Source organism: Emticicia sp. BO119 (assembly GCF_013912375.1).
Lineage (GTDB): Bacteria > Bacteroidota > Bacteroidia > Cytophagales > Spirosomataceae > Emticicia.
This window is the reverse complement of record NZ_JACETV010000008.1, coordinates 1-25,645: the sequence shown is the minus strand read 5'-3', so window position 1 is coordinate 25,645 and position 25,645 is coordinate 1. Positions and strand designations below refer to the sequence as shown.

Annotated in this window: 18 protein-coding genes; 10 read left to right on the top strand and 8 right to left on the bottom strand. The window is 38.6% G+C overall.

Translation table 11 applies throughout. The features are described 5' to 3' along the window. Window positions 1–7: 7 nt before the first annotated feature. The 3 genes from H1R81_RS21660 to fdhD are packed head-to-tail and all read right to left on the bottom strand — an operon-like array spanning window position 8 to window position 5,380. Entirely contained in the window at window positions 8–2,140 is a 2,133-nt protein-coding gene (locus H1R81_RS21660) for a TIM-barrel domain-containing protein (protein WP_181842843.1), read from the bottom strand. Window positions 2,141–2,187: 47 nt separating this feature from the next. After that, window positions 2,188–4,521 (bottom strand): FdhF/YdeP family oxidoreductase, encoded by a 2,334-nt coding sequence (locus tag H1R81_RS21655; RefSeq protein WP_181842842.1) that lies wholly within the window; start codon window positions 4,519–4,521, stop codon window positions 2,188–2,190. A 4-nt stretch (window positions 4,522–4,525) separates the two neighbouring features. Next, window positions 4,526–5,380 (bottom strand): formate dehydrogenase accessory sulfurtransferase FdhD, encoded by an 855-nt coding sequence (gene fdhD / locus H1R81_RS21650; protein ID WP_181842841.1) that lies wholly within the window; start codon window positions 5,378–5,380, stop codon window positions 4,526–4,528. A gap of 221 nt (window positions 5,381–5,601) precedes the next feature. On the opposite strand from fdhD, the gene H1R81_RS21645 reads away from it, so the two are divergent. The 3 genes from H1R81_RS21645 (at window position 5,602) to H1R81_RS21635 (ending at window position 10,985) form a co-directional block, all read left to right on the top strand. After that, on the top strand, window positions 5,602–7,710 hold the full coding sequence (locus tag H1R81_RS21645; protein ID WP_181842840.1) for a prolyl oligopeptidase family serine peptidase: 2,109 nt from the start codon (window positions 5,602–5,604) through the stop codon (window positions 7,708–7,710). 81 nt (window positions 7,711–7,791) lie between these two features. Continuing rightward, window positions 7,792–10,110: a tetratricopeptide repeat protein gene (locus tag H1R81_RS21640; protein ID WP_181842839.1), complete on the top strand. Its 2,319-nt coding sequence runs from the start codon at window positions 7,792–7,794 to the stop codon at window positions 10,108–10,110. A gap of 8 nt (window positions 10,111–10,118) precedes the next feature. Further along, window positions 10,119–10,985, top strand: coding sequence for a class I SAM-dependent methyltransferase (locus H1R81_RS21635; RefSeq protein WP_181842838.1), 867 nt, complete (start codon window positions 10,119–10,121; stop codon window positions 10,983–10,985). Window position 10,986: 1 nt separating this feature from the next. Here H1R81_RS21635 and H1R81_RS21630 read toward each other — a convergent pair whose 3' ends face one another. Beyond that, window positions 10,987–11,697 carry a glycosyltransferase family 2 protein gene (locus H1R81_RS21630; RefSeq protein WP_181842837.1) on the bottom strand — a complete coding sequence of 237 codons (711 nt, stop codon included), beginning with the start codon at window positions 11,695–11,697 and terminating at the stop codon, window positions 10,987–10,989. A gap of 463 nt (window positions 11,698–12,160) precedes the next feature. Between H1R81_RS21630 and H1R81_RS21625 the strand changes: the two genes are divergently transcribed. After that, window positions 12,161–14,140 carry an exosporium glycoprotein BclB-related protein gene (locus H1R81_RS21625; RefSeq protein ID WP_305040911.1) on the top strand — a complete coding sequence of 660 codons (1,980 nt, stop codon included), beginning with the start codon at window positions 12,161–12,163 and terminating at the stop codon, window positions 14,138–14,140. Between the two features lie 21 nt (window positions 14,141–14,161). Then, entirely contained in the window at window positions 14,162–15,781 is a 1,620-nt protein-coding gene (locus tag H1R81_RS21620; protein WP_181842836.1) for a 3-coathanger stack domain-containing protein, read from the top strand. Window positions 15,782–15,786: 5 nt separating this feature from the next. Here H1R81_RS21620 and H1R81_RS21615 read toward each other — a convergent pair whose 3' ends face one another. Together H1R81_RS21615 and H1R81_RS21610 are read right to left on the bottom strand one after the other, a co-directional pair. Next, a complete protein-coding gene (locus H1R81_RS21615) occupies window positions 15,787–17,412 on the bottom strand; it encodes a glycerol-3-phosphate dehydrogenase/oxidase (RefSeq protein ID WP_181842835.1) in 1,626 nt (541 codons plus the stop codon). A gap of 55 nt (window positions 17,413–17,467) precedes the next feature. Beyond that, complete coding sequence (locus H1R81_RS21610) at window positions 17,468–18,334, bottom strand: geranylgeranylglycerol-phosphate geranylgeranyltransferase (protein WP_181842834.1); 867 nt, start codon at window positions 18,332–18,334, stop codon at window positions 17,468–17,470. A 131-nt stretch (window positions 18,335–18,465) separates the two neighbouring features. Here H1R81_RS21610 and bshA point away from each other — a divergent pair, with 131 nt between their 5' ends. After that, on the top strand, window positions 18,466–19,602 hold the full coding sequence (gene bshA / locus H1R81_RS21605) for an N-acetyl-alpha-D-glucosaminyl L-malate synthase BshA (RefSeq protein WP_181842833.1): 1,137 nt from the start codon (window positions 18,466–18,468) through the stop codon (window positions 19,600–19,602). Window positions 19,603–19,670: 68 nt separating this feature from the next. Here bshA and htpG read toward each other — a convergent pair whose 3' ends face one another. Beyond that, window positions 19,671–21,479 carry a molecular chaperone HtpG gene (gene htpG, locus H1R81_RS21600; RefSeq protein WP_181842832.1) on the bottom strand — a complete coding sequence of 603 codons (1,809 nt, stop codon included), beginning with the start codon at window positions 21,477–21,479 and terminating at the stop codon, window positions 19,671–19,673. 293 nt (window positions 21,480–21,772) lie between these two features. Between htpG and epsC the strand changes: the two genes are divergently transcribed. Further along, window positions 21,773–22,582, top strand: coding sequence for a serine O-acetyltransferase EpsC (epsC, locus tag H1R81_RS21595; RefSeq protein ID WP_181842831.1), 810 nt, complete (start codon window positions 21,773–21,775; stop codon window positions 22,580–22,582). Window positions 22,583–22,643: 61 nt separating this feature from the next. Then, window positions 22,644–23,516 (top strand): cysteine synthase CysM, encoded by an 873-nt coding sequence (cysM, locus tag H1R81_RS21590; protein WP_181842830.1) that lies wholly within the window; start codon window positions 22,644–22,646, stop codon window positions 23,514–23,516. Window positions 23,517–23,629: 113 nt separating this feature from the next. Here cysM and H1R81_RS21585 read toward each other — a convergent pair whose 3' ends face one another. Continuing rightward, window positions 23,630–24,103 (bottom strand): hypothetical protein, encoded by a 474-nt coding sequence (locus H1R81_RS21585; protein ID WP_181842829.1) that lies wholly within the window; start codon window positions 24,101–24,103, stop codon window positions 23,630–23,632. A gap of 241 nt (window positions 24,104–24,344) precedes the next feature. Here H1R81_RS21585 and H1R81_RS21580 point away from each other — a divergent pair, with 241 nt between their 5' ends. Next, window positions 24,345–24,887, top strand: coding sequence for an RNA polymerase sigma factor (locus H1R81_RS21580; RefSeq protein WP_181842828.1), 543 nt, complete (start codon window positions 24,345–24,347; stop codon window positions 24,885–24,887). Between the two features lie 6 nt (window positions 24,888–24,893). Beyond that, window positions 24,894–25,499, top strand: a complete 606-nt coding sequence (locus H1R81_RS21575; RefSeq protein ID WP_181842827.1) for a cupin domain-containing protein — start codon at window positions 24,894–24,896, stop codon at window positions 25,497–25,499. Window positions 25,500–25,645 lie beyond the last annotated feature (146 nt).

Genomic DNA, 25,645 nt, shown 5'->3' with positions numbered 1-25,645 from the left:
GTTAATCTTATTTCGTCATAAATTTCCATGATACATTGGCAATGGTATTAGGCTTTCCGGTTTGAGGAGCAGAAATGCTGCCTTTCCATTGCCCATCGGCTTGTTTTTCTGCTTTCAGTTCCCGCCATGAGTAAGCGCCTTTTTCATAGTCAAAAGTTTCACCATCATCGTCATAGAGTTTACTGGTACTATTCTTTTTTCCATAATGTCTTATTTCCAAATCAACTTTCTGATTGAGTTCAGGGGCATGAAGCATCGGCTGCATCATCGGGATAATTCCTCCGTCTTTTACAAAAACCGGAATCTTATTGAGTGCGGCGTTTATCGTAATTATCTCTCCATTTCCTGCATAGTCTCCGGTATAAAAATCATACCAGTTACCTCTTGGCAAAATAACTTTACGGGAAGTTTGTCCGGTAAAGACCGGTGCCACCAACAGATATTCGCCTGCCATATACTGGTCTTTGATTTCTTTATTGAGTGCTTCTTCATAAGGATTCTCTTCCAGACTCTTCGTATTCTTTTCTTTCGCTGATCCAGAAACAAAGCCCTCTTCTAAATTCACAGCCCTGAAAGGGGGCGTTCCTTCAAAATGATATTTGGCAAATTCGGTGTACCAATAGGGTATCATTTGCATGCGCAATTGGGCGATTTCTTTTACTTCATTGGCTACATCTGGAAAAGACCAGGGTTTGGTACTGCTCGACCATGCGTTAATCATTGCCATTGGCGAAAAACAAACCGTTTGCATTCGCCGAAGCCATTCTTCGCTGGTTTTGGAAGCTCTTACTTCAGGTGTCCATAATACACCGGCAAAACCGCTATTAATTAAAGCAGTGATAAAATCCTGATGGCTGTAATTATCATTATAAATCACATAGGGAAAAGAAACCCCTCCGGCATTCGACCCTCGTACCAGGCCATAAGTCCGCCTGTTTTTCTTGTGAAAAACTTCTGTGCTGTACTTCTGAACTAATAGCCCGTAAGTCTGTCTGATTTGCTCGGCACTTCTTCCTGACGGGAAAGTAGTTACATCAGGAAACAAATAAGAATCATAACCGTCTACCTCATCAATTTTATAACCACTCACACCGATATTGATATGATCCTGCTCAAATTTATCAAAAAATACTTTCCGTGCCTGTGGCAATGTCAAATCAGGAATTGCACCAACCCAAACCGTATGTGAGGCTGTATAAGTTTCAATTTTCGGATAAATAGAAGCTTTTGGAGAAACATAGGGATTTGTCCATAAATTTAAGCGGATATGTCTGTCGCTCATTTCTTTTACAAATCCGGCAGGGTCAGGAAAACGACCTTTGTCCCATTCAAAAGTACATGGATAAGAAGCACTCTGCCAGCCTGGTTCTAAACCAATGAAATCGAGCGGATAGCCTTTTTCTTCAAATTCTGTGGCTTCTTGTTTTACGTCGTCTGCATTATAAAGCCGATTCACTCTTTGAGTGAAACCAAGCCCCCATCGTGGTGGTAAGCAACCTCCACCGTTAAACAAATTAAAACGACGGATAACGTCCATAGGGTTAGGGCCTGCAAAAACATAAAACTCAACACCGTGCGCCGGAACCAGAATTTCTACAGCATCGGAGTATGGTTTGGCTGACCAGTTTTTATCTGAGTTACGATCTTGTAATTCAGGTGGATTTTTACTGTCTTTGCGTACATTCGAGCCCGCATAGACATCAAGATAACGAGCCGAATTAATAAAAACGCCATAACCTTTTGTTGAAACATAGAATGGAGTAGGGGAGTGTGTCCGACCATTATCGCTATTCCCATAATGGTCTACATGCAGGCGTAGAATTCTGCCTCTCTGATGAATAGTCTGAAAATTCAGTCCAAACCCATATAATTGCTCTTCTCTTTCTAAAGGGAATCGTAAATAGGTTTTGCCGTCCTGAAACCTGACTATGACGTCCGTTTTAGGTAACGGGAAGGTCGAAGCAGGTAATTTTTGGATGCCAGCAGTATTGGGTTTTACATCAGCGGCCTTCAGTAAATCATAAACTTCGGGTTTGCCAACAGACCCTTTCCAGATACCATTCGCGACTTCAACCCATTTTAAAGGCTGTGCATGAATAGAAAATGAGATAAATAATAAGGCGAATAGTAGTGGTTTCATAGAGGTGCAGGTTGTATCAGATTGTGGCAGAAAGGTACAAATTTTTTCTATTTTGCCAATACAATGCTCCCCGATTCTATCACAGGCTCAAGGGTAATCACTACAGATTTTGAGGTGGGTGTCTGGCTTACATCTGCATAGCTATCAATAGGAATTAGTACATTGGCCTCAGGAAAATAAGTGGCTACGCACCTGGCTGGGATGCTATAAGGAACCACAATAAATCTTTCGGCTTTACGTGTAATCCCCCCAGAATGATTATGAAGATTCACCACCTGATAGATCTGTAAGCCAGCATCTTTAATATCATTTTCATTCATGAAAATAATTCTTCTTTCGTTATAAATACCTCTGTATCTATCATTCAGTCCATATACCGTAGTATTAAACTGGTCATGACTTCTGATGGTCATCATCAGGTATTCATCTTCTTTCAGTTGAATCGAATGCAAGGTATTGATACTGAATTTCGCCTTATTCGAATCCGTAGTAAACTTCTTCTCTCTTGGAGCATTAGGTAGATAAAAACCACCTTCCTGCCGTACTCTGAAGTTATAGCTCTCGAACCCTTCAATCGTTTTCTCAATCAAATCTCTGATATGATCGTAATTGGAAATCAGGAAATCCCAATTGACTGTGGAAACTTTATTAGTTAAAGTAGCATTGGCAATACCTGCCACAATAGCAGGTTCACTCAGAAGTGTTTCATCAGGTGGTGTTAATATACCCTGACTACTATGCACTACCCCCATAGAGTTTTCGACACTTACAAATTGATTGCCTGTAGCCTGATGGTCAATATCAGTTCTGCCTAAACATGGCAATATCAAAGCGGCTTTACCATGGATTAAATGGCTACGATTGAGTTTCGTAGAGACGTGCACAGTCAAATCACAATTTTGTAAAGCTTTTGCTGTAAATTCTGTATCAGGGGTGGCCGACAAGAAATTACCACCCATTGCGATAAATACGCTGGCTTTTTTCTCTGCCATCGCTTTAATAGCTTCAACTGTATCATAGCCATGTTTGCGTGGGGGTGAGAACTGAAAGACCTCTTGCAACTTATTTAAAAAAGACGCCTTGGGCTTTTCATAAATGCCCATTGTGCGGTCACCTTGCACATTCGAGTGCCCACGCACCGGGCAGGTACCCGCACCCTCTTTGCCTATACTGCCTTTCAGTAACAACATATTTACCAGTTCTTTGATAGTAGGAACAGAGTTCTTGTGTTGAGTAAGCCCCATAGCCCAACAAACAATAATTTTATCATGATTAATTAACAATTGTGCGGCTTCTCTTATATCATCGACTGAAATACCACAGGCATTAGCTAATTTACTTAAGTCATACTTCTTTAAGTCTTCAACTAAAGCTTCATACCCTTCTGTATTTTCTTCAATAAATACCTTATCTAATACATTGCCTTGTTTCTCTTCTGCTTCCAGTATGATTTTATTAAAGGCTTTTAATAATGCTAAATCACCGTTAATACGTATCTGTAAATAGAGGTCTGTTAATTTCTCACCACCAAGTAGTAAATCCTTTACTTGCTGAGGATGGTTAAATTTCAATAAACCTGATTCAATTAAAGGATTAACAGAGATAATTTTTACCCCAGCCCTTTTGGCTTTTTCAAGTGCAGTCAACATTCTTGGATGATTCGTGCCAGGGTTCTGTCCCAGAATCATAATCACCTCTGCTTTTTCAAAATCATCTAATTTTACAGAACCTTTGCCTAAACCTAATGTTTCACCCAATGCTGAACCACTTGATTCATGACACATATTAGAGCAATCAGGCAGATTATTGGTACCGTACATTCTGACAAAAAGTTGGTAGAGAAAGGCTGCTTCATTGCTGGTTCTGCCCGATGTGTAAAAGATAGCTTCATCAGGCGAGGCTAATTGATTGAGATGTTTTGCAATTAACTGAAAAGCCTCTGACCATGCCATTTTTTCATAATGTGTATGCCCTGGTCGTAAAACCATCGGATATGTAAGCCGCCCTTGTTGCCCTAACCAGTAATCAGATTTCTGAGATAGCTCAGCTACCGAATATTTCTGAAAAAATACAGGTGTAACTTTTAGTGTAGTTGCTTCTTCTGCAATAGCTTTTGCTCCGTTTTCACAATATTCAGCTATACTCGACCGCTCTCCATCGGGGTCTGGCCAGGCACAGCTGGGGCAATCAATACCGCCTTTCTGGTTAAGATGAGCTAAAGCCTTTAAGCCTCTACCCACAGGCATCGCGCCAAATACGTGCTTAAATGATGAATACACAGCTTTTATCCCGGCAGCAGCCTTGGCAGGTTTACTAATTTCAATACCCGTGAAATCGACAGGAGGCTGAGAGTTTACACTATTTTTATTAACTTTTTTCATGAATTCAACTGATTACTTTTGAGCTTCCGCTATAAATGTTAAAACTATGCTCTTTAGTAAAGCCTATCAGAGTCATACCAAAGGTCTGAGCGGTTTCAATGGCTAAACTGGAAGGTGCACCTACGCATACCATGAGTGAAATCCCTGCCATTACTGCTTTTTGAATTAACTCAAAACTTGCCCTGCTACTCATAAACAATAAGGTATCAGCCAATGGCAGAAAATTCTGCTGCAATGCAGCACCAATCACTTTATCTAAGGCATTGTGGCGACCAATGTCTTCTCGAACTAATAACAGGTTGCCTTTAAAAGGGGTATCTAATCCTATCAGTGCCGCAACGTGAGAGCCACCGGTATGTTTAAAGAAAACCTGTTTTTCTTTAACAATGTTTGGTAATTGATAAATTAAACCACAGGAGATTTTGAGTGGGGAGTCTACAGGAGCAGGGCATTGTACCCGAATGGCTTCGATAGAGGCTTTACCACATATACCACAGCTTGAAGATGTATAAGAGTATCGCTCTGATTTCTGAAAGTCTAATTGAACAGCAGGGTGTAGTTCTACTCTTACGATATTTTCTTGTTTTTGCTGCTGATTATCAGTACAATAATGAATAGAAAGAATCTGATTGAAACGGCTGATAATGCCTTCAGTAAACAGATAACCCATAACTAATTCAAAATCATGCCCTGTGGGCGTTCGCATTGTCACGGAAATACTCTTTTGCTGACGGTCATTCGCTGCTCCATAGCCCAATCTTATTTCTAATGGCTCTTCAACCACCACCAAATCAGCTCTTTCTAAGGGTTCGTTTCCATTAAATTTAATGATTGTTTCAGACTTGATGGAGTTAATCATGTTTAAGAAACTATGTTTTTAGTGTAACAAGAATCAGTTAGCTAAGGTTTTGAGGAGATAAAGACAAGTATGATTTTTGTACAAATTAAATATTTCTGATTGATTAGTCTTTTTAAAATCCTTTAAAACAGATAGAAATTAATATTTGCATATAGTATTATGGGCTACCTTTTTTTGCAAAATATGCTTTACTTTGTAGTAATAAAAACTCATCTCCGACTATGAAAAGACCAATCGGCATATTCACTATCACGCTTATTATGGCTCCTTTTTTCTTAATGGCTCAATTAAAGTATCCCACAACACGAATGGTAGAACAAAAAGACAATTATCACGGCACTACCGTTGTAGACCCTTATCGTTGGTTAGAGGATGACCGATCTGCTGAAACAGCAGAATGGGTAAAGCAACAGAATCAGGTAACATTTGGTTATTTAGAGAAAATACCATATCGTGAAGCATTAAAAAAGCGATTGGAGAAAATTTATAATTATGCTAAATATTCAGCCCCAAGTCGTAAAGGCGAATGGTATTATTTTTATAAAAACGATGGTTTACAAAATCAATCGGTGCTATATCGCCAGAAAGGTCTGAATGGTACACCTGAAGAAATATTAGATCCTAACAAACTATCTACAGATGCAACTACCCGGCTGGCACAATTTCATTTGTCCAGAGATGGTAAATATGCCGCTTATGCTTTATCGAAAGGAGGTTCAGACTGGCAGGAAATCTTTATCATGGATATGTCAACCAAGCAGAATCTATCAGATAAAATTGAATGGGTAAAAGTTTCTGGCATTGCCTGGCAGGGAGATGGTTTTTACTACAGCCGTTATCCTAAGCCTGATGGTAGTGCGTTAGCAGCAAAAAACGAAAATCATCAGGTGTTTTTTCATAAGTTGGGTACATCTCAAAGTGCAGATGCACTTGTATATGAAGATAAGGCTAATCCGCAACGTTTCCATACAGTAAGCACTACAGAAGATGAACAGTTCGCGATTTTGAATGTGAGCGACAGAGGCAAGGGTAAAGATGGCAATGCCTTATTTTACAAGGAAATGGGTGGTAAGACATTCAAACCTGTGGTAAGAGAGGTAACTGACTTTTCATATGGAGTAATTGAGAATGTGGGTAAGACGCTGTTGATTCAAACCAATAAAGATGCAAAAAACGAAAAAATTGAGAGCTTTAACACCGCAGATGGCTCATGGAAATCAATAGTAGCAGAGAAAACCGAACCTCTACAGTCATCTAATGTAGCAGGTGGAAAATTATTTCTGACTTATATGAAAGATGTGACTACCCGTGCCTACGTATATGATTTGAAAGGTAAGCTGGAAAATGAAATTAAATTGCCGGGCTTAGGCACTGCTTCGGGTTTTGGGGGTAATGCTGATGATAAATCGGTATTTTATACTTTTACTTCGTTCAATTATCCATCTACTATTTTCAGTTATGATATAGCTGCCAGACAAAGTTCAGTTTTCCGCTCACCCGAAGTTGATTTTAAAGCTACTGATTTTGAAACTAAACAGGTATTTTATCCGAGTAAAGACGGTACCAAGATTCCGATGTTCATTGTATATAAGAAAGGTATTGAATTAAATGGACAAAATCCTACGCTTTTGTATGGCTATGGAGGTTTCAATATTAGTATGAATCCAGCGTTTAGTCCGTTGTTGATTCCGTTCTTAGAGCAGGGGGGAGTGTTTGCTCAGGCTAATTTAAGAGGAGGCAGTGAATATGGTGAGAAATGGCATGAGCAGGGAATGAAACTGAAGAAACAAAATGTATTTGATGATTTCATTGCTGCAGGAGAATACCTGATAGCACAAAAGTATTGTGATAATGCCCACCTGGCTATACGTGGCGGCTCAAATGGTGGGCTTTTGGTGGGTGCTGTAATGAACCAGAGACCTGAGTTAGCCAGAGTAGCAATTCCACAGGTAGGAGTAATGGATATGTTGCGCTTCCAGAAATTTACTATCGGCTGGAACTGGATTGCCGATTATGGTTCGGCTGATAATGCCGATGAGTTCAAGGCTCTTTATGCCTACTCACCTTTGCATAATATCAAAGAGGGAGTAGATTATCCGGCTACTTTAATTACTACTGCCGACCACGACGACCGCGTTGTGCCTGCACACTCATTCAAGTATGCAGCGATGCTACAGGCAAAAGCCGGAAAAAGCAGTACCAATCCATTATTAATCAGAATTGATACCAACTCCGGGCACGGAGCAAGTAATACAGCCAAAAATATAGAACAAACCGCCGATATCTATGCCTTTATATGGTGGAATATGGGTACGGTATTGAATTTGTAAATAGTAAGTAGGGTAGAGGAGCAAGAATGTTTCTCTACTCTTTATCCTCATCTATAGCCTAAAGAAACTATTCCTCGATTAATGAAAAAGTATCAGAAGCTTTATTTAGCCTTAATAATTATTGTTACCTGTATTGTTTATAGCAATCATTTTTACAATGCTTTTCATTTTGATGACTCCCATACCATTGAAAACAACCTCTATATCCGTAGCCTGAAAAACATACCTTTGTTTTTCAAAGATGCTACTACATTTAGTACCTTACCCGCTAATCAGGCTTATCGGCCTGTAGTTACTACCTCACTTGCCATTGATTACTGGTTAGGAAATGGCTATAACCTTTTTTATTTTCATCTGCTTACTTTTGTCTTCTATCTGATTCAGGGGATATTAATGTTACTCTTTTTTTTAAAGATTTTTAATATTGCCTATAAGAATCCCTGGAATTACTATATTTCCTTAGTGGCTGTTGCATGGTATTTATTACACCCTGCTATGGCTGAGACCGTAAATTATGTGATTGCCCGCTCTGATATCCAATCTACTTTTTTTGTTATACTTGCTTTTGTATTATATACCTATTCATCTTTTTGTCGAAAAACTTTTCTATACCTGCTTCCAATTGTTTTAGGCACTTTAGCCAAACCTACTGCGGTGATGTTTGCCCCTATATTATTTTTCTATGTTGCTTTTTTTGAGAAAAATAGTAGTATGGCAGACTTTTTCAAGAGAAGCTGTTTTAAACAGACACTTAATAGCATTGTGAGGATAACTCCCGCTCTGGTTGTGTGTGTTTTACTGTATTGGTGGGTTGATCAATTTACACCTAAAACCTGGCAGGCAGGAGGGAATTCCCCCTGGTTATATCTTATCACACAACCTTTTGTTATTACCTATTATTTCGGTACATTATTTTTGCCTGTCCACCTGAGTGCTGATACCGACTGGCAATTATTGAAAAATATCTGGGATATAAGATTTTTTATAGGTTTGTTGTTTATTATACTCATGCTTATAGTAGCATTTTACAGCTCAAAAAAAACAGCTACACGTCCGGTTAGTTTCGGTATTATCTGGTTTTTTTTAGCCTTAGTACCTTCATCAAGTATTATTCCCTTAGGAGAAGTAATGAATGACCACCGGATGTTTTTTCCTTTTATAGGGCTTATCATGGCAATAGTCTGGGGAGTGGCTTTGCTATTGATGAAATACAAAAGCTTCTATGAAAGGTATTCAAAAGCAATTGTCTCAGTTATTGTAATTATTTTAATTGCTTATGGTTCCGGAACTTATCAGCGAAACAAAGTCTGGAAAACCGAAGAAAGTTTATGGTATGATGTAACAGTAAAAAGCCCTGAAAATTATAGAGGTTTGATGAACTATGGGCTTTCTAAAATGACTAAGGGAGAATATGCTATAGCTGAAAAATATTTTACAGATGCCTTGGTAGGGTTACCATACTATGCTACGCTTCATATAAATCTGGGAGTATTAAAAGAGGCTATGAGAGATAAAACAAGTGCAGAAACTTATTTTAAAAAGGCTTTATCTTATAATAGTACCAGTGCAGATTCTTATTATTTCTATAGTAGATTTTTAGTAAACCAATTCAGATATACCGAGGCTGTTCCGCTTTTATTAAAAGCAATTGAAATTTCTCCTGCTTATTTAGCCTCAAGAGAGTTGTTGATGAAAATTTATGATATTCAGCAGGAGTATGAAAAATTAGCGCAGTTAGCTCAAAGCACCTTACAATTAGCCCCTGATAATCAGGAAGCATTAAGGTACAAGGAGTCTGCATCAAAAAAACAGAATAGCCTGAGTTTACAGTTAGAACTGATCAGACAGAATCCAAGCCCTGAAAAATATCTTGCTTTGAGTTTGTCATATTATCAGGCAGGGCAATATCAGCAAAGTATTGACGTAGCTTCAGAGGCTTTAAAACTAAAATCTGATTATGCAGAGGCTTATAATAATATTGGCTCGGCCTACAATGAACTCAAACAATTTGATAAAGCCATTCCGTTTCTGAAAAAGGCTATTGCCTTAAAACCCGACTTTCAGTTAGCCCAAAATAATCTGGCATTAGCCGAAAACAGTATCAATACATCGAGTACAGCACAACAAGTAGCGAAACAACCATCAGCAGAGAATTTTCTGACTTTAAGCCTGATGTATTTTAATCAGAAAAAATATAAGGAATGCATCGAGGCTTGCCGGAAATCATTGGCTTTAAAACCCGATTATGATTTAGCTTACAATAATATATGTGCAGCCTACAACCAATTAGGCGATTGGGAAAATGCGATTATTGCAGGAGAGAAAGGGTTAAAGATAAATCCGGCTAACGAACTTTTAAAAGGGAATTTGGCAGAGGCATATAAGAGAAAAAATAAATGACAGCAGCAATGAATAATTTACAATGTATTGTTTGTGGAAATACACAGAATTTGAAATTTGAATTGAAACATAAGGTTTACAAGTGTCCTTCGTGTGATTTATATTCTTCTGATGCAGCTTTCGATTTATCTTTCCAGTCCAGTTTAGAAGAAGATAGCCGTGAAATTGGGCTGAAAAAACTTCGTTTACACAACTTTGAGTTAATTGTAAAAGCGTTAAAGGGGACCTTTTTTAAAGAAATGGAAACTTTTAAGGGGCTTGAAATAGGAAGCGGAAACGGGTGGTGGTTAGAAGTATGTCGTGCTAATAATATTGATTGTATCGGGATAGAACCCGAAAATACATTCGCAGATTATTATGAAAAAAATAAACTGAATGTAGTAAAGGGTTTTTACCCTAATGAATCTACTGCTTCTGAAGAGGGATATGATTTTATCATTTTCAATGATGTATTTGAACACATTTCTGATTTAAATAATCTTTTATTGAGTATCAAAAAAGACCTGAAAAAATCTGGGATATTAATTATCAATATACCCATGAGCAGTGGTTTTTTCTATCGCACTGCTACAACTCTCTATTATCTGAAAATCAAGTCGTTTTTAGACAGGCTTTGGCAGTTTAATTTTCATAGCCCCCATATTAATTATTTTAATGCTAAAAACCTTTCGGCCTATATAAATCAATATGGGTTTAAACTTTTGCAAAGCTTTAGGTTAGAAACTTTAGATTTTTCGAGCATTAAAGAGCGTATTATGGCTGATAGCAAGATAAGTAAACCTAAAGCATATGCAATCAGTAGTTTGTTGGTATTGATAAAACCCATTATTCAGAATACCAGTGCCGACATCCGGGTCTTCTTTTTCCGTCAGTAGATTATTTCCTTATGTAAGCAAAAAACATGGCTATGCTTACTTTTATCATATAGTAAATACCTGAAAAAGAACTGATTGATGATTGACCTCCCTGACGTTCTTTCATCACAACCGCTATTTCATCAATGGTGAGTCCTGCCTTGGCAAAGGCAACCAGCGATTCGGGCTCAGGGTATTCATCAGGATAGCTGTTAGCGGCAATACGGATAGCTTTTTCATCAAACAAACGAAAGCCTGAGGTAATATCTAAAATGCGTTTACCGGTAAATAACTGATTAAGCCGATGAAAATAAGCAATTCCACTTCTACGCAAAAAGGAAGACTGAAAACCCTCTTTTGAAATAAACCTTGAACCAATTACTATATTCGCATTTGTTTTTTTATAATGGTCTAATAATTTAGCCAATTGGCTTGGGGGGTGTTGCCCGTCACCATCCATTTGAACAGCTAAATCATAATTATGCCTGGAAGCATACTTATAGCCGGTTTGCATGGCACCTCCTATACCCAAGTTAACTGGTAGATTTAACACAACTATATTAAATGGCTGTATAACCGATAAAGAGTTATCTGTTGAGCAGTCGTTTACTACCGCAATACACAATCTGTAGGGCAGTTTTAAACTCAATAATTCTGTCAGGAGTTGAGCAATAGAGACCTCTTCATTAAAGCAGGGAATAATTATTAATAGTTTTTTTTCATTGAGTGGCATAACATTAGTTTTCAAAAGTAATTAGGCGGTAGCGTACAAACAACAATATAAAATTTGAAAGATTTTATTAGATATTCTTTATACAAAACAAGAAAAATATTTTGAAATATAAAAACTAATGATTTATATTTACCCCTTTCTACCATCGATTGTAGCAGATTCTTTGCATTGAACTGCTAACAGACTGCATATTTTAAACAATAGTTCATTAAAGTATTCTTAATATAACCTAAAGCAATACTTTCTGAAACACCCGTTTTTGTCCCATTAAAATCTGTTTAGTTATCAAACGATTTAAGTATCATAGTACTTAAAATTGTTGATGATATTATTCTCAAGTTATTTTATAACACATTAATGGCAGATTCTCTTTTTGAACTGCTAAGGAAAACTCGTTTCTCAAGCTGTTCTGATTAATTACATAAGGGTACTTTTAAAATTAAGAAAACTAAGTAAGTATATTATGAAGAAAAATCTACTCTTTTTCATTTTTGCTGTTTTAATTGTTCTGAATACCTTTGCTCAGGCTCCTCAGGGAATCCCTTATCAGGGTCTTGCCAGAAATGCCAGCGGAACAGTTATTTCCAATCAATCTGTTTCAGTCAGATTTACTATCCTGAATGGCGCCCCTAACGGGACCGTAGTTTATGTGGAAACTCATAGCACTACTACTAATACCAACGGGATTTTTAGTCTGACTATAGGTCAGGGCACTCCTCAAACTGGTTCATTCAGTGGTATAAACTGGGCTTCAGGAAGTAAGTTTCTGAAAGATGAAATAGATATAGGTAGTGGTTACGTAACATTGGGTACCATGCAAATGATGAGCGTACCTTATGCTTTATATGCTGCAACAAGCGGAACACCCGGTGTTACAGGTGCAACAGGAGCTACCGGGCCTACTGGAGCAACCGGTAGCCAGGGAGCAGTTGGTCCTACGGGTACAAAAGGTGCTACTGGTGCCACAGGCGCAACAGGTGTACAGGGTATTGCAGGTCCAACTGGTGCTACTGGCACAGCAGGAGCTACAGGCCAGATTGGTCCTACAGGAGCAACCGGTAGCCAGGGAGCAGTTGGTCCTACGGGTGCAAAAGGTGCTACTGGTGCCACAGGCGCAACAGGTGTACAGGGTATTGCAGGCCCAACTGGCACAGCAGGAGCTACAGGCCAGATTGGTCCTACGGGAGCAACCGGTAGCCAGGGAGCAGTTGGTCCGACGGGTGCAAAAGGTGCTACTGGTGCCACAGGCGCAACAGGTGTACAGGGTATTGCAGGTCCAACTGGTGCTACTGGCTTAGCAGGAGCTACAGGCCAGATTGGTCCTACAGGAGCAACCGGTAGCCAGGGAGCAGTTGGTCCGACGGGCGCAAAAGGTGTTACTGGTGCCACAGGCACAACAGGAGTACAGGGTATAGCAGGTCCAACTGGTGCTACTGGTACAGCAGGAGTAACGGGTCCCACTGGCGCAACAGGAGGTACAGGGAATACAGGTCTAACCGGAGCAACAGGCCCGACTGGCGCAACGGGAGGCACGGGGAATACAGGTCTAACCGGAGCTACAGGTCCTACCGGGGTAACTGGAGCAACAGGCCCGACTGGCTCAACGGGAGGTACTGGTAATACAGGTTTAACCGGAGCTACAGGCCCTACCGGGGTAACTGGAGCAACAGGCCCGACTGGCTCAACAGGAGGTACGGGGAATACGGGTTTAACTGGAGCTACAGGTCCTACCGGGGTAACAGGGGCAACAGGTGATACCGGAGCTACAGGTTCTACTGGGGTAACAGGGGCAACAGGTGACACTGGAGCTACAGGTCCTACTGGGGTAACAGGGGCAACAGGTGATACAGGAGCTACAGGTCCTACTGGGGTAACTGGAACAACTGGGTCTACAGGAGCAACAGGTGCTACTGGCAATAATGGAGCAGGAGCTATTATTCCTTTCGCATCAGGTACACCTTTTAGTATGACTACTGTTGCAGGGGGACTTACCGGAACAGTTGCTTTAACAGGTTTTGGCCACAGTACAGACGGGGTTAATTTGTCGGGTGGAGCAATTGATCTTACCGGGTCTCCGGGAACGGATTTAAATTATGCCTTTATGATGCCCCGCGATGGTACAATTACCTCTATTTCAGCTTATTTTACCAACACTGTTGCATTGGCTTTGGTCGGGACAACTATAACTATTACTGCCCAATTATATAGTTCTACTACACCTGATAATTTCTTTACTCCTATACCAGGAGCAGTGGTCAACTTATCTCCTCCATATACCGGGGTGTTGGCTATGGGCACGGTTACTAATGGAATTACAACTGGGTTAGCTATCCCTGTCACGTCTCAGACTCGCTTATTAATGGTATATTCAATTACTGCTTCTGGAGTAACTCTGACAAATACAGTATCAGGATATGGTAGTGCAGGCCTTAGTATTGATTAAATAAGCCCTAAACTTATTGATATGAAGAGATTATGTCTATTATATATAAGTCTGGGATTTATCTTCATTACGAAATATTCACAGGCTCAGAGCGTTAACCCCAAAGTTTTATCTACGGCGGGGGGTAGCGTATCTGTGGGCAATGTACAGGTATCCCGTAGTATTGGTGAAACCTTCATTGTGCCAGACCCTTTGAATGCTACTTCTGTTTCGAGAGGATTCCAGCAGAACACCAGTAGTATCAGCGTGGGTATCATAAGCCCCAATACTTTTTGTAGCGGGGCAACTATTGATATTCCTTTTACAGCAGTTGATATAATTGGGAGTGGAAATGTTTTTATTGCCGAATTATCTGATGCCAGTGGGAATTTTACGAGTCCGGTCAAGTTAGGGAGTTTAAGCAGTAATAACTCAGGAAATATTCAGGGTATCATCCCTTTGAATACAATCACCGGAAACGGGTATCGTATCAGAGTAAAAAGTTCAGCGCCGGCTGTAATTTCATCACCTAATGCCACAAATCTGACTATCAATCAGACGCCACAAGCTTCAGCCAGCAACACAGGCCCTTATAATGTTGGGCAAACTGTTGCATTGAGTGCAATCGGAGGAACTTCTTATAATTGGTCAGGTCCTGCTTCATTTAGTAGTTCAGCACAATCACCAACAATTGCTGATGCAGTTCAGGCTAACGCTGGGATTTACACCGTAACTGTTAGTAACAATGGTTGTAGTGCAACCGCAACTACAAATGTGGTTATCAATGGTTTAGACCCTTGTGTCAGATTGGTGGATTATTATTACAACAGATCCGGAAACCCTTATCAGTCTTTGTTCCCTCTGGTTGATGGTATGGTTATCGATCAGGTTTCTTTTCCTACAAACATCTCCTTAGTGCCTGTTTGTAATACGCTAACAATCGGGAGTTTCGAGCTCAATATGCAAGGCCCAGATTTGAATTGGAATATTATTCAGAATGTTTTCCCATACACAGTATTTGATAATTTGGGGAATCATTTTTATGGCATGAATCTTCAACCGGGTCAATATACCTTAACAGCCACAGGATATGCAGAAGATAATAAAGGAGGTGGGCGTACTTACGGCCCCGTTATTGTCAGATTTACAATTGTTGGTAATTTAGCAACTATTTCAGCACCTATGCTCTCTACAGCCAACTTATGTGCAGGAACCAATGTCGACGTAAGTTTTACAACTACAGGTAGTTTTGGTGGAGGAAACACCTTTAAAGTACAGTTATCTGATGAAACTGGCAATTTTGAGACAGCTATCCCTACAATTATAGGAACAACTAATACGGCAGGGGTAGTGCATTGTTCTATTCCATTAAGTGTTACTGGTGGTACAGGTTATCGCATAAGAGTAGCCTCGTCAAATCAGATACTAACAGGAAATCCAACAATGAGCCCTCTGACAATAAACCCATTGAGTAGAAACCTGACAGATGATATTGTTTCAGGTGATAATCTCTTTAAAGCGTCAGGAGAAATAACAGGAAGCAATAAATTACTATCACCTGCCAGCGTGGTTTATCAGGCAGGAAAAGCAATAATACTGACTCCTGGTTTTGAAACTTTGGGTGCCGTATTCAAAGCAGAAATAAAAGGCTGTACAGATTAAGAAAGCTATTTTACTTTTATATCTGCACTTTTTATGAAGCCTTTTAGAAGCTCCTGATAATTTGAAATATTATTTTGTTTTTGCTCGTCTGTCCACTGCAACAGCTTGCCCATCAGGTTGGCAACCTTTGGTACGGTGTCATAGGTTGCCTGCCAGTCGAGCAATTCCATGCGCGTTCGTCTGGCAAAAAAATCACGGAGCGAGCAAGCCATCTCTTCCTGTACAGCATAGATGATTTCTGCGGTAATAAAAGGATATTCCTGATGAAGTCTTTCTGTAGATTTATATTTCAATATGGCTTTTGCCTGTGTACCATATTTCTGCAATAGATGCTGACAAATATCAGCATCTAACTGATATTCCTTCTGTATTTTCTTCCATTCTTCAAATTGGTAGTTTTTACCACCTACCAGATAATGGTGTTCAGTAGTGCAGGGAGTATCTATACTCAATAAATGGCAGGCATCGTCGATTGTATCTTTGGCCATCAATCGGTAAGTTGTCCATTTGCCACCTAAAAGACTTAATAAATTAGATGTTTTATCATGCTCAACTTCATGGTCTCTTACCAATTTCTTAGTTGCCTTAGAACCCGACGAAGCAATAAGCGGGCGCAAACCACCGAAGCCTGATTTGATGGCAGAACGCTCAGGTACTTTGGCAAGATAGGGTCGGAGAGTATCTAACAGAAAATCAATTTCCTGACTTTCTAAAACTGGTTCTAGCTCAAGATTTTTATACTCGTCGTCAGTTGTACCCACCATTACCTCGCCCTCAAAAGGTATCACAAAAACTACTCTTCCATCTTTTGTTTTCGGAATCAGCATTGCGTCTTTACTTTTTAATACGCTGGCAGGTAACATGATATGCACCCCCTTACTCGGACGCAATCTTTTCTCTAATGAATAATTAGCCAATAGCCTGATACTATCCGCAAAAGGACCTGTGCAATTGATAAAAAGTTTTGACTTTATATTAAATGAGGTATTACCGGATAAATCTTTGATATCTGCCGAAATAATTTTGCCATTAGAATCTTTTTTAAAATTTACCACCTCTGCATGATTCACTACCGCAACTCCCTGCTGATCAGCACTATGTGCAAGAGCCAGACAATACCTTGCATCGTCTAATTGCCCATCATAGTACATCACCGAACTATGCAACTTCGGTGTAAGAGTCGGAATTCGCTCAAAGGTTTCTTTTTTATTCAACCACTGAGCTTTAGGCATACTATCATTTCTGGCAAAGAAACCATAAATAGTAAGCCCTATAGTAAAGTACAAACCCTCTAACCAACTATAAACAGGCGTAATTAACGCTAAAGGATGAGCCAGGTGCGGTGCATTTTTAATGACAATATGACGCTCTTCCAGACCATGCCTCACCTGACGTAATTGCCCGAAATCTAAATTCTTAAAAGCTTGTTCTAAATATCTTACGCCTCCGTGGATAAGTTTTGTAGACTTTGAAGAAGTTTCGGCTGCGAAGTCATTTTTTTCGATTAATGCCACTTTTAAACCACGAAGTGCGGCATCTAAAGCACAGCCTGCCCCACTTGCACCAGCGCCTATGATGCAAATATCAAAATCTTCATTTTTTATACGCTCGATATTTTGAGTTCTATTCATAACAGGTTTGTTGTGTTGTCTCCAGAACGGATATAAAAAAAACGTTTACATATCGTTAAACAAAAATCATACTTGTAATGCCCCCTAACATAATAATTTTACAGATTCGGCTTAGTAGAGTAAAATCTTTTTTGCGATCGGCCCAATAGAGTTTATTCATTAGCCAGGTAAAAACGATAATAGAGCCACTGAAAATGACAATCAGATAACGATTATGTAGACTATAGGCCATAAAAAACAGGATAGACACAAAAATAACAATGAATATATACAGCAGGATTTTTGTACGCCTGATGCCCCAGATAATTGGTAGTGTGCGGCAACCGTACCGGGCATCACCTCTGATGTCCTCCATATCTTTAATAATTTCTCTGATTAATGAGATAGAAAAAGCAAAGAGTGCATAAATATTGACATACATCTCGTTTTTTTTATAAAATACCGATAGCACTATCAGAGAAAAAGAAGTGAGAAACGCTACCAAGAAGTTTCCGATAAATGCCTGTCTTTTAAATCGTTCAGAATAAAACCAAAGGGCTGATACGGCAAAAACATTGATTAAAAAAACTTTTAATCCTAAAAAAAAACCGAGTGCAATGCCAATAAAATTCAGTATTTGATGATGTAGAATTGCCCACCTGCGTTTGAGAAGCCTACCTATAATTACTTCTCGCGGTTTATTGACCATGTCAATTTTTATATCAAAATAATCATTAATGATGTATCCCGCAGCTGCAATACATACCGTTGCGAGCACCAACATAAATTGCTTATAGTCAAAGATATAAGAGAGCCACTCTGCTTTTGGTCCTACTAAAAAAATCCGGGCCATGTATTGGGTCAATACAATAATAAAAAGGTTGTTGATACGAACCAGTCTAAAAAATGCGCTTATTGTTTTCAGGAATTCTGTAGTGTTCATTTTTCCAAAAATAATAAAATTGTTTGAAAGAAATCGGCATTGGCTTAAAAAACACAAATACTTAATGTGCAGATATGAGATTTTTTTTAAAAAAAATTGTTGTAGTATAAACAGGTATTTAAACCGCATCTATGAAAATTGGAATTGTTTGTTATCCCACCTTCGGAGGTAGCGGAGTTGTTGCTACTGAATTAGGCAAAGCACTTGCAAAAAACGGCCATGAAGTACACTTTATCACTTATACGCAGCCAGCAAGATTAGATTTTTTTAATGAAAACATTTTTTACCACGAAGTAAACATTGCGAGCTATCCGCTCTTTCAATATCCACCTTATGAGTCTGCTCTGGCAGGTAAGATGGTTGATGTTGTGAAGTACGAAGAGTTAGATATTCTGCACGTTCATTATGCAATTCCTCATGCAACTTCGGCATTTCTGGCCAAACAGATATTGCGTTGTCATGGGATTCATATTCCGGTTATTACTACTCTTCACGGAACCGATATTACAATTGTAGGTAAAGACTCCACCTTGTCGCCGGTAGTGACCTTTAGTATCAATGAATCTGACGGTGTAACTACAGTATCGGAAGATTTGCAGAAAGAAACATATAACACGTTCAGAGTTAGAAAAGAAATAGAGGTGATTCCGAATTTTGTTGATCTCGAACGTTTCAAAAAACAAAAGAAAGAGCATTTCAAGCGGATTATCTGCCCTAACGACGAAAAACTGTTAGTACATACTTCCAACTTCCGGCGTGTAAAGCGTATTGATGATATTATTAAGGTGTTTGCCAAACTAAAAACCTCCATACCAAGTAAATTATTGTTGGTAGGTGATGGCCCCGAACGGGCAGCTATGGAGCAACTGAGCCGTGATTTAGGTCTGGGTGAAGATGTACGTTTTGTTGGCAAATTAGATGCCATAGAAGAAGTACTTTCTGTAGCTGATTTGTTCCTGATGCCCTCTGAAAAAGAGAGTTTCGGTCTGGCTGCTTTAGAGGCAATGGCCTGTGAGGTTCCGGTTATTTCTACTAATACGGGTGGTTTACCTGAATTGAATATTAATGGAGTAACTGGCTTTTTGAGTAATGTGGGTGATATTAACGATATGGTTAAAAACGCAGAATATATTCTGCAAGACGAAAACCTGCCAAGATTCAAGGCAAATGCGCTGGCACATGCCCAGGAATTTGATATTTCTAAAATAGTGCCTAAATATGAAGCCTATTATGAAAGGATATTAAAAGAACAGGAAGTTATTCAGTAATGGCATAGCAAGGCCATAAAAAAGACTCACGCAGATACGTGAGTCTTTTTTATAAAGATATATGTCAATTAAAGAGCCGCCACGGTTCTTTCTACAAATCTGGTTAAATCACCGCCTGATAACATACCCTGCGCCAACAGTGCCAGATCATACAATTGTTTTGCCAACTGTTTTTGAGCATCTGCATCGGCTGTTTTCAAGAGTTTGTCAATTAAGGTATGATTTGTATTTATTACTACATTGTTACCCATTGACATCATACCAAACATATCGTTTTGTCCGCTAATACGTGACATGTCTTTCCAACGACGCATAAATTCAGGTTGAATGATAGTCACTGGCATTTCGTCTGTCGGAAGTGATTCTAATTGAATGGTATTATTTCCGGCTACAGCTTTAAACAATTCTTCCACCTGTTTTTTCTCATCTTCGCTTAACACACTTTCCATAGCCAGACCTTTGTCAATTAATTTTTCGATACTATCAGAGTCAACGCGTTTGAACGTCACTTTCTCTAATTTAGCTTCTAAGGCATTGATAAAGTGTGCATCTAACGGAGAGTCCATAATCAGAACATCATATCCACGCTTTTTAGCAGTATTAATAAAAGCATCTTGCTGATTAGCATCATTGGCATACAAAAATACTGCCTTATCGTCTTTATCACTTTGAGTTACCTGTACCTTTTCACGATATTCATCAAGTGTAAAGTATTCATTATCTACATTTTTCAGTAAGGTAAACTCTTTGGCTCTGTCATAAAATTTATCGTCTGAAATAATACCGTATTTTACAAAGACACCTACACTTTCCCATTTATCTTCAAAACCCTTACGATCCTGGCGGAATAATTCCTGTAATTTATCGGCAACTTTCTTGGTGATGTGTGAGTTGATTTTCTTTACATTACCATCGGCCTGTAAATAACTACGGGAAACATTCAGCGGAATATCCGGAGAGTCAATCACTCCATGCAACATTTGCAGAAACTCCGGTACTACGTCTTTTACATCGTCAGTAATAAATACCTGGCGGCTATATAATTGTACTTTTTCGCGATTCAACTGAAAATCTTTTTTGATTTTCGGGAAGTATAAAACCCCTGTCAGGTTAAACGGATAATCTACATTCAGGTGAATCCAGAATAAAGGTTCTTCGCTGAACGGATAAAGCTCTTTATAGAAATTTTTATAATCTTCTTCTGTCAGTTCAGAAGGAGATTTTGTCCAGATAGGATTTGGATTATTGATTACCTTTCCGTCAAATTCTATCTCTACAGGTAAGAATTTGGCGTATTTTTCAAGAATCTGATTAATTTTGAAGTTTTCTAAGAATTCTTCTGAATCCTGTGCAATATTTAAGATAATATCAGTACCTCGTTCTGCTTTTTCTGTTTCAGTAATTTCAAACTCAGTACTTCCATCACATATCCAACGGGCTGCAGGTTCATCACGGAAGGATTTAGTAATAATTTCCACGTTCTGAGCTACCATAAAAGCAGAATAGAAACCTAAACCAAACTGACCGATAATCTGGTTAGTATCTTGTGTGTCTTTGTACTTTTCTAAGAACTCTTTTGCGCCTGAGAATGCAATCTGATTGATGTATTTTTTAATCTCCTCTGCACTCATACCAATACCCTTGTCTGAAATGGTAATGGTTTTTGCTTCTTTATCAACCGAAACTTTTACAGTCAAATCACCTAATTCTCCATTAAACTCACCCATAGAAGCTAATTTTTTTAGCTTTTGGGTGGCATCGACAGCATTAGAAACCAACTCACGCAAGAAAATTTCGTGGTCAGAATAAAGAAACTTTTTAATGATCGGAAAAATGTTTTCGGTATTAATCGAAATCGTACCTTTTTCAGCTACCATAAGTATATTATAATTTTTGTTGTTTTAAAACGATGCTCTATTTACATCAATTAATATTCCAAGAAGGGTTAAATATCCAAAAGGCTGACATATTGGCAGAAAAACCATTAAAGGTTGAATAGGTAGTTAAGTCAAAAATGTAGTAATAAGAATTTAGTGTCAAAAAATACGTACTTTAGTAAATGCTTTTTTTTGCAATTTCGTTACTATCAGGAACGGTGGCATAATTTTGGGTGTTATCGTATATATCCATAAAGTCTATATAGAATAGCGTACATTTTAATGAATAAACTATGAATAAGCTTTTCTTTCAACATATCTTCGACAAGCATCAGCATACTGAACCTGTACCGCCAACCAAAGATATTGCCGCATGGGCTTTACGAATCATCCGTTTGCTTTTTCCTGAGCAAAACAAGGTGTATTACCGCTCTGAGGAAGAAATAGAAATTCAATTCAAGAATCTTGAACTGGAATTAAGAAATATTCTGATTTCTACTTATCAGTGCAAAGGTTGCCATCCTGAAAGAAGAGCACAGGAGTTTTTTGAAAGGATTCCTCATATATACGAATTATTAAAGACTGATATTCAGGCAATTTTAGAAGGCGACCCCGCTGCTAAAAGTGAATTTGAAGTAATAAGGGCTTATCCGGGCTTTTATGCTATTTCCTTTTATCGTATAGCCCACGAATTACACTTGTTGCAGATTCTTTTATTGCCTCGTATCCTGACAGAATATGCTCACTCAAAAACCGGAATTGACATACACCCTGGGGCACAGATTGCCGAACATTTCTTTATTGACCACGGTACAGGCGTTGTTATTGGCGAAACCAGTATCATAGGTAAACACGTAAAACTCTATCAGGGGGTAACTTTAGGTGCTTTGAGTGTAGATAAATCAATGGTAAATACGAAACGCCATCCTACCGTAGAAGATCATGTAGTGATTTATTCCGGAGCTACAATTTTGGGGGGCAATACTGTTATCGGGCAGCATTCTATTATAGGTGGTAACGTATGGTTGACTAAATCGGTGCCTGCATATTCTACGGTTTATCATAAACCAGAAATCAAGGTAGTAGAACGTGAAACAGTTTAAATGTAAATCTTTTTAGAAAAAAAGTCAGGTATAACAAACCTGAAGAAACATACAGTTTGGAATGGCAACAATTATTGACTTAGTAGGAAACACCCCGTTAGTAGAGTTAAAAAAACTGAACCCTAATCCTGATGTAAAGATTTACGGTAAATTAGAGGGAAATAACCCTGCCGGAAGTGTGAAAGACCGCCCCGCTTTAAATATGATACGAAGTGCCGTAGAGCGTGGCGATATAAAGCCGGGAATGAAGCTGATAGAAGCAACCAGTGGAAACACAGGTATTGCCTTAGCTATGATTGCCCGATTGTTCGACCTGGAAATAGAATTAGTGATGCCGTCTAATTCGACCCGCGAACGTACACTCACTATGGAGGCTTTCGGAGCCAAGGTAACTTTACTTGAAAACATAGAAAAATGCCGTGATTACGCCGAAGCACAGGCGGCCACAGGTCAGTACTATTTACTGAATCAGTTTGCCAACCCTGATAATTATCTGGCGCATTATAAAACTACGGGTCCTGAAATCTGGCATGATACCAGGCATCAGATTACACATTTTGTAAGTTCTATGGGTACTACCGGTACTATTATGGGTACTTCTATGTATCTGAAAGAGGTGAATCCGAATATTCAGATTGTGGGTTGCCAGCCTACCGAAAATTCTTCAATACCCGGAATCAGGAGATGGCCTGCTGAGTATCTGCCTAAAATTTTTGACCCGACTCGTGTAGATAGAGTATTGGATATTTCAGAAACCGAAGCAACTGATATGGCGCGTCAATTAGCCAAAACAGAAGGTATTTTTGCAGGTATGAGTAGCGGAGGGGCAGCCTCAGCAGCTATTAAACTGGCGCAGGAATTAGAAAGCGGTGTAATTGTATTTATCTGTTGCGATAGGGGAGATCGTTATTTGAGTAGTAATTTGTTTGGGTAACACTGATTCAGAACGGAACAATAAGTCTCTGCGGGATAATGGCAGATAGGGATAGAAAATTTCATTCACAATATCTATACAGTTGAGGGGTGATTTAACACCCCTCATTTTATTTAAGGGCAAGATACTCTTACCAAAGTTTGCCCAATAGTTGCCTTGGCGCGATCTTTTATAAACAATTTGCCATTCTTATCCTCTAATTCACCACTTTTAATCAGTAATTTATCCCCTTCAATTATAAATATCTTTTCTTCTAATTGGTTAGAACCTTCAATCATATAATCATAATCTGCAACTATTTCATTCCCTTTTTTTTCACCTGATAGTGTACCTCTTGCCTGGTCTTTTTCCCAGGGTAACCATTCCATACTTCCTGTTACCTTATTCCCTTCAATGGTAAGGTTGACCGTCGTAATATCCTTACCAACTTTTTCTTCAAAACAAAGCGTTTCAGCTGAAGGTACTGTAGCGGTGGCCACAGTATCGGCATTGACAGCGGTACTGTCAGTTGTCTTGGTTTCTGAACTTTTCGTCTGACATGCACTTAAAGTGAAGATAAAACTGCAACAGAATACGATTTTTTTCATAAACATTCAATAATTAAAGTTGAAGTATATTGACAAAAGTATTGATATTTTAATACTATCAATCAAAGTTGGTAAAAAACTATGCCAAATACCATAACAAGAGCAATAGTAATAAGGATGAATATTTTGCTAATTGCCTGATTATTAAAACATTTTAATCTGAATCTCACTATAAATAAAGTTGTATTTTTCCTTTTTCTTTATAATTTTACTTATTGTTAACTCCGTCTTACTTAAACCTTTGCTGCTGGAAAGCGAAATATTCTTCGTAAATCGACTAAAAAATCGTGAAGAGAAAGCATTTGCCGAACTTTACGATAAATATTACTCTGCTCTTTATGGAATCCTGCTTAAAATTGTAAATGACACCGAAGAAGCTGAAAATCTTATGCAGGATTCATTTGTTAAAATCTGGAAAAATATTGATAGCTATGATGCTGAAAAAGGCCGCTTATTTACCTGGATGTTGAACATTGCTCGTAATACTGCTTTGAATCATCTGCGCTCAGTAAAAAATATAGAGTACGTCGAAATCCAAAATTCAGAAACCAGTGTATATAGTACATGGATAAGTGTATCTCCCAAAGAACCGGAAGAGTTTTTTATCAAAGACCAGATTGCAAAAATGGATTTTGCTCTACGACAGGTAATTGATATGATATACTATTGGGGATATACTCAGCAGGAAACTGCTGAAAAACTAAACCTGCCTTTGGGTACTGTCAAGACCCGAACGCGTACCGCATTGAGTTATTTAAGAGATAAATTAGGAAATTGGGATTAATTAAAAATGGAAGACGTAAAAAACATACTTGAATCAGGGATTATTGATGAATTCTGTCTGGGGTTATTACCTAAAGAAGGCATCAATAAGGTGAATGATTGGGCGAAGGAGTACCCTGAAATAGAGCAAAAAATCCAGGAAACTTTTACAGCATTAGGGAAGTACTCGTTTGCTAAACCAAGCGATGTAGTAAAGAAGAAGACTTTTGATTTTATCAGAGAACTAAGTAAAGAACAGCAACTAAGTCTGGAAGATAAACCAAAACTAAGTAAATATTCCGATTTGAATGCCTGGAATGAACTGTTAAAAGACCACCAACCCGATCAGGAATTTGGAATTATGAAGATTAAATTCCTGATAGACCAGCCTACCCACCAGTTGTGTCTGGCGTGGTTGGAAGATGAACTAAGCGAAACCGAGCATCATGAAGAAGAATTCCACGAGAGTTTCTTTATTCTGGAAGGGAGTTGCATTTGTAACGTTGGCGGAAAGATAATCCATTTACAAGCCGGTGACTATCTGGATATTCCTGAAAACACCATTCATACTATCAAAAATACTTCGATAAATTTGCCTTATGTGAAGGCACTGATTCAACGTTTAGCTGCTTAATAAATTTTTAGCGTATAATTTTTGGTAGTCCTAAAAATGTAATGCTATGTTTATCTTTGTAAAAAGAACAAAGATGAACTGTAGTCATTGTAATAGCGAAAATACTAAAAAGAATGGTCATACCCATTATGGTAAGCAAAACTATT

Bases quoted from the DNA above. Each gene is read 5' to 3' on its own strand.
- H1R81_RS21625 (WP_305040911.1), top strand. From the start codon at position 12,161: ATGAAGAAAAATCTACTCTTTTTCATTTTTGCTGTTTTAATTGTTCTG.
- H1R81_RS21660 (WP_181842843.1), bottom strand. From the start codon at position 2,140: ATGAAACCACTACTATTCGCCTTATTATTTATCTCATTTTCTATTCAT.
- H1R81_RS21585 (WP_181842829.1), bottom strand. From the start codon at position 24,103: ATGAAAAAAATCGTATTCTGTTGCAGTTTTATCTTCACTTTAAGTGCA.
- H1R81_RS21620 (WP_181842836.1), top strand. From the start codon at position 14,162: ATGAAGAGATTATGTCTATTATATATAAGTCTGGGATTTATCTTCATT.
- fdhD (WP_181842841.1), bottom strand. From the start codon at position 5,380: ATGATTAACTCCATCAAGTCTGAAACAATCATTAAATTTAATGGAAAC.
- H1R81_RS21575 (WP_181842827.1), top strand. From the start codon at position 24,894: ATGGAAGACGTAAAAAACATACTTGAATCAGGGATTATTGATGAATTC.
- htpG (WP_181842832.1), bottom strand. From the start codon at position 21,479: ATGGTAGCTGAAAAAGGTACGATTTCGATTAATACCGAAAACATTTTT.
- H1R81_RS21640 (WP_181842839.1), top strand. From the start codon at position 7,792: ATGAAAAAGTATCAGAAGCTTTATTTAGCCTTAATAATTATTGTTACC.
- H1R81_RS21655 (WP_181842842.1), bottom strand. From the start codon at position 4,521: ATGAAAAAAGTTAATAAAAATAGTGTAAACTCTCAGCCTCCTGTCGAT.
- H1R81_RS21630 (WP_181842837.1), bottom strand. From the start codon at position 11,697: ATGCCACTCAATGAAAAAAAACTATTAATAATTATTCCCTGCTTTAAT.
- H1R81_RS21610 (WP_181842834.1), bottom strand. From the start codon at position 18,334: ATGAACACTACAGAATTCCTGAAAACAATAAGCGCATTTTTTAGACTG.
- epsC (WP_181842831.1), top strand. From the start codon at position 21,773: ATGAATAAGCTTTTCTTTCAACATATCTTCGACAAGCATCAGCATACT.
- bshA (WP_181842833.1), top strand. From the start codon at position 18,466: ATGAAAATTGGAATTGTTTGTTATCCCACCTTCGGAGGTAGCGGAGTT.
- H1R81_RS21635 (WP_181842838.1), top strand. From the start codon at position 10,119: ATGAATAATTTACAATGTATTGTTTGTGGAAATACACAGAATTTGAAA.
- H1R81_RS21645 (WP_181842840.1), top strand. From the start codon at position 5,602: ATGAAAAGACCAATCGGCATATTCACTATCACGCTTATTATGGCTCCT.
- cysM (WP_181842830.1), top strand. From the start codon at position 22,644: ATGGCAACAATTATTGACTTAGTAGGAAACACCCCGTTAGTAGAGTTA.
- H1R81_RS21615 (WP_181842835.1), bottom strand. From the start codon at position 17,412: ATGAATAGAACTCAAAATATCGAGCGTATAAAAAATGAAGATTTTGAT.